The sequence below is a fragment of the Kitasatospora sp. MY 5-36 genome (assembly GCF_001182915.1).
Lineage (GTDB): Bacteria > Actinomycetota > Actinomycetes > Streptomycetales > Streptomycetaceae > Kitasatospora.
In genome coordinates this window covers 1-4,400 of the sequence record NZ_LFVW01000676.1, presented here as the reverse complement: position 1 = coordinate 4,400, position 4,400 = coordinate 1, and the positions used below count along the sequence as shown (strand labels likewise).

At 75.5% G+C, this 4,400-nt stretch carries 3 protein-coding genes; 1 reads left to right on the top strand and 2 read right to left on the bottom strand.

Annotated features, from left to right (window positions below; all coding sequences use genetic code 11):
* On the bottom strand, positions 1-2,199 hold a 2,199-nt coding region (lanKC, locus tag AE652_RS33360; RefSeq protein ID WP_049658438.1), incomplete at its 3' end, for a class III lanthionine synthetase LanKC.
* A gap of 235 nt (positions 2,200-2,434) precedes the next feature.
* The gene (wecB, locus tag AE652_RS33355; RefSeq protein WP_063780354.1) at positions 2,435-3,622 is read right to left on the bottom strand and encodes a non-hydrolyzing UDP-N-acetylglucosamine 2-epimerase; all 1,188 of its coding nucleotides are present in this window, start codon (positions 3,620-3,622) and stop codon (positions 2,435-2,437) included.
* Between the two features lie 431 nt (positions 3,623-4,053).
* Between wecB and AE652_RS33350 the strand changes: the two genes are divergently transcribed.
* Positions 4,054-4,287 (top strand): hypothetical protein, encoded by a 234-nt coding sequence (locus tag AE652_RS33350; RefSeq protein ID WP_049658435.1) that lies wholly within the window; start codon positions 4,054-4,056, stop codon positions 4,285-4,287.
* Positions 4,288-4,400: the final 113 nt, after the last annotated feature.

The window sequence follows — 4,400 nt, the reverse complement described above, 5'->3', positions numbered from 1 at the left end:
GTACGGGAGCTTGCGGCGGTGGCGGTCCTCGACCAGGAAGAGCATCCCGTCGGTGACGTCCGCCTCGTCCAGTTCGCGGCCGAGCGCCGCCTCGGCCGCCGTCAGCCAGCGCCGCTCGCCGGTGTGCCCGTACAGCCGCAGGAACAGTGCGGCCTGCCCGCTCCAGCCGTCCAGCAGGCCGCGCAGCCGCGGTGCGGGCTCGTCCCGGGCCAGCTCGTGGCCGAGGGCCAGGGCCCGGTCGGCGAGCCGCTCGCGGCCGAGCACGTCGGCCAGGTCGAGCAGGCCGAGCGCGATGCCGGCCCGTCCGGAGCCGAGACCCGGATCGGCCGGGGCCTCGGTGGCGAGCAGCCGCTCGACCAGCGTGTCGGCCTCCCGGGTCGCCCCGAGCCGGGCCAGCGTCCAGGCGATGCCGGTCAGCCCGTCGTAGAGGCCGGGCGGCAGGTCGGCCGCGGCGTTCGCGCGGGCCACCAGCCAGTCGGTGTGCTCGGGCGGGGCGGGGCGGCCGCAGGCCCGGAGCGCGTACAGGACGCCGGCCGCGCCGTAGGACAGTCCCAGGCCGCCGTGGCCCGGGCCGAACTGTTCGACGTCGCCGGGGAAGAGGCGGTCCGTCCGGTCCGGGGTGGCCATCGCCAGGATGCCCGCGGCCAGCGAGTCCAGCACCGGGCGCCAGGCCGCGGTGTCCGCCGAGGGCTCCTGGGGCCAGGCCGGACGAGCCGGCCCCGCGGCGCCGTCGGCGGACACCGGAGCGCGTTCGGTGGCGCCCGCCGGCAGTTTCCCGCCGGCCGCCCGGTGCAGCGCCTCGGCCACCCCGGCCCCGAACCCGGCGGGCACGGGGTAGCGGCGGGAGATCTCCCGGCCGGCCAGCTCGGCCTTGCCCGAGTCCAGCCCGAGCTGGATGTTCAGCGGGAGGAAGAGGTAGAGCCGCAGCGCGGCCAGCGCGTACGCGTCCACGGCGGTTCCGCGCCGGGCCTTCGGCGAGACGAATCCGGGCGCGCCCAGCGGGGGAGCGGCGGGGTCGTCGGCGGGGAAGGCGATCTCGAAGTCGACCAGCGCGCAGCGCCCGTCCGGCCGGACCATCACGTTGTTGGGGTGCAGGTCGCCGAAGACCAGCCCGCGCTCGTGCAGCGCCGCCAGCATGCCGCCGACCTGGTCGAGCACGTCGAGCGCCCAGTCGGTGTACGCGGCCAGCTCGGCCTCGTCCGGGTCGGGGTGGGTGAGCGGGCAGGTGCGGGTGAAGACGTCCTCCAGCCGCTCGCCCTCGATGTACTCCTCGACCAGGTAGTGGTGCTCCCAGACCTGCCGGTACTCGTACAGGGCGGGCACGAAGTCCACCCCGGCCAGCGCCTCCAGCACCCGGCGCTCGCTCAGCAGCCGCTGCACCGCGTCCCGGCCGGCGTAGTCGAGCCCGGCGTGCGGGCGGGCCTCGCGCAGCACCACCTGTCGGCCGTCGCGCCGGTCGGTGGCCAGGTAGATCCCGCCGCCGTTCGAGAAGTGCAGCGCCTTGACGACCTCGAACGGGAAGTCGGCCGGGGCCTCGGCCTCACGCGCGGCGTCGGCGGCGAGCTGGGCGGAGACGAGCTCCGGCACCGGAGCCCAGTCCGGCACGGTGAAGACGGTGCCCCGGGTGTCGGGCACCAGTGCGCCGTCCGGGCCGCGCATCGCCGGGACGCGCCGGCCCCGCTCGTCGGTGCAGTGGCGTTCGACGAAGGAGCCGTAGCGCAGGTAGAGTGGGCCCTCCCGGTAGCGCAGGTCGCTCAGGACGTAGGGGCCGGGGACGCCCTTCAGCAGGGTGGACAGGTCGTCCAGCACCCGGGCCAGCCGGGTGTCGTCCTCCGGGTAGAGCGTGATCAGCTTGCCGCTGGCGCGGCGGTCGGCGTACTTGCTGTTCAGGGCGAGCACGGTGGCCCGGCCGCGCAGGAACTTCCAGGTCAGCCCGTGCTCCAGGCAGTACGCCAGGACCTGCTCGACGACCTGCTCCGCCTCGTCCGGGGTGGCCGAGACGTGCACCTTCCAGCCCTGCTCGGGGAGTCGGGCGTGCGGCGGCCGCAGGCTGATCCAGGGGCCGTGCTCGTGGCGCTCCCAGCCCGGCGGCAGCGGGGCGGTGGCGGCGGCGAAGCGGTCGTCGGCGTGCTCGGCGCGGGCGGGGTCGTCGTAGAACAGCGGGTCGGCGAAGCAGTGGCGCTCGTAGCGGTCGTCCATGGTGCCCGCCTCAGCCCGCGGTCCGCGGCCGGCACCCGGACGCGCCCGCTCCGGTGGCCGGCCGGCCGTCGGATGTCGTCGTCATGGGAGCCCCCCGGGTGCGGTCGATCCCGCCGGTTGCGGGCTGCTTCCGACCCTGCCAGCCGGGGTGGGCGGGGTCGACGGGTCCGACCCGCCACCTTCGTGCCTGGCAGTTTGCGGGCGGGTCCTGGAGGCGGCGGCTGTCCGCCCTCGCTCAGCGGTGTCCGCCGACGCCGGTGGCGGCGGCCGCGACCGGTGTGCGGTCGGGCTCCGGGCGCTGTTCGGTGTGCTGTTCGGTGCGCGGCTCGGGGGCGAGGTAGCGGCTGCGGACGGCGGCGACGATCTCGGCGCTCGCCCGCCCGTCGCCGTAGGGCGAGGGGAGCTGCGCCAGCCGTTCGCCGACGGCCTCGTCGGCGAGCAACTCCCTTAGGGCACGGGCGAGTTCGTGGCCCGGGCGGGCGAGCCGGGCGAAGCCGGCCCGGACGGCCTCGGGGCGCTCGGTGGAGTTGCGCACCACCACGAGCGGGCGCTTGAGCACCGTGCACTCCTCCTGGACCCCGCCGGAGTCCGACACCAGCAGCCGGCAGTGCCGGGCCAGGGCGAGGAACCCGGCGTGGTCCAGCGGTTCGATCCGGCGCAGCCGTGCGACCGGGCCGCGCAGGCCGAAGGCCTCGACGGCGGCCCTGGTCCGGGGGTGCAGCGGCAGCAGGACTGGCAGGTCCAGGGCGGCGAGCTGGTCGAGGATCTGGGCGAGCCGCGCGGCGTCGTCGGTGTTCTCGGGGCGGTGGATGGTGGCGAGCACGTAGCCGCCGGGGGTGACGGCGTGTTCGGCGACGATGCGGTGGGCCTCGGCGTCGGCGGGCAGGGTCGCCAGGGTCGCCTCGACGACGGTGTTGCCGGTGATCACCACCCGGTCGGCTTCGATCCCCTCGCGCAGCAGGTGCGCCGCCGCCGTCGCGGTGGGCGCGCAGTGCAGGTCGGCGAGCGGGGCGATCAGGCGGCGGTTGGCCTCCTCGGGCATGCCGGGGTCGAAGGAGCGCAGTCCGGCTTCGACGTGGACGACGGGTATGCCCGCGCAGTGGGCCGCGAGGGCGCCGGCGGCGGCGGTGTTGGTGTCGCCCTGGACGAGGACGGCGGCCGGCGGGCGGGCCGCGAGGTGGTCGCTCAACGCGCTGACCATCCGGCCTATTTGGCGTCCGCGCGGTTCGCCGCCGACGCCCTTCAGTAGGTGGTGCGGGCGGGGGAGGCCGTACTGGGCGAAGAACGTGGTGGTGAGGGCCGGGTCCCAGTGCTGGCCGCTCCAGACGATGCGGGCCCGCGGGCCGAGGAGGCGGGCCACTCCGGCGAGTTTGACGATCTCCGGTCGGGTTCCGAGGACCAGGGCGACGTCGGTCGAGGACATGGCGCTCCGAAGGGGGCGAGGGGGTGGGGTGGTGAAGTATCAGCAGACGATATGGGGGGATTCGTCAGAAAGATCCATAGGTGGGAACAATGTCACCCACTTGGCCGACAGGAGGCCGTCCGGGGTCCGCCCGAGGCCGCCTCGGGAGCGGAACGGGCCCGGCGGTGGTTCGTGTGCCGGTGCATCAAGACCCGCCGTACCGGGCCCACTTGGCGGCCGGTCTCGCCCACGGATACCGGTTCGCCGATGCCCCCGCGCGGCCGGTTGCGGCAAACGGGTGATTTCCACCCGAATGGGCGCGGCGCACCTATCCGATCATCCGATCGGCCCAGCAACATACGGCTCCAGATCGCAAAGATCGGGATGACTCGGACATCACGACCCGACCTCACGACCCGACCTCACGACCGGACCTCACGAGAGGAACCACCATGTACGGACCCATAGGCGGCGGACTCCCCCCGACGGCGGCCGGCGGCGGCGTACTGGCCTCGACCGGCTCGCCCGGCCTCGGCTTCGCGGCCGCGGCCGGCACCGCCCTGGTGCTGGTGGGAGTCGCGCTGCTGCGGCGCAGCCGGCTGGCCGCCGACCGGGCAGAGCGGGCCGATCGGACTGACCGGACAGAGCGGGCTGAGCGGACCGACCGGAAGCGCGACGGCCGCTAGCCCGCCGCACCGCACCGCGCCGCCCGCCGCCAACCCGCCTTCCTCCCGAGGGGTGTCCCCGTGACCGCAGACGTGTACCCGCAACCCGCCCGGCCACCGGGGCCGGCCCGCCC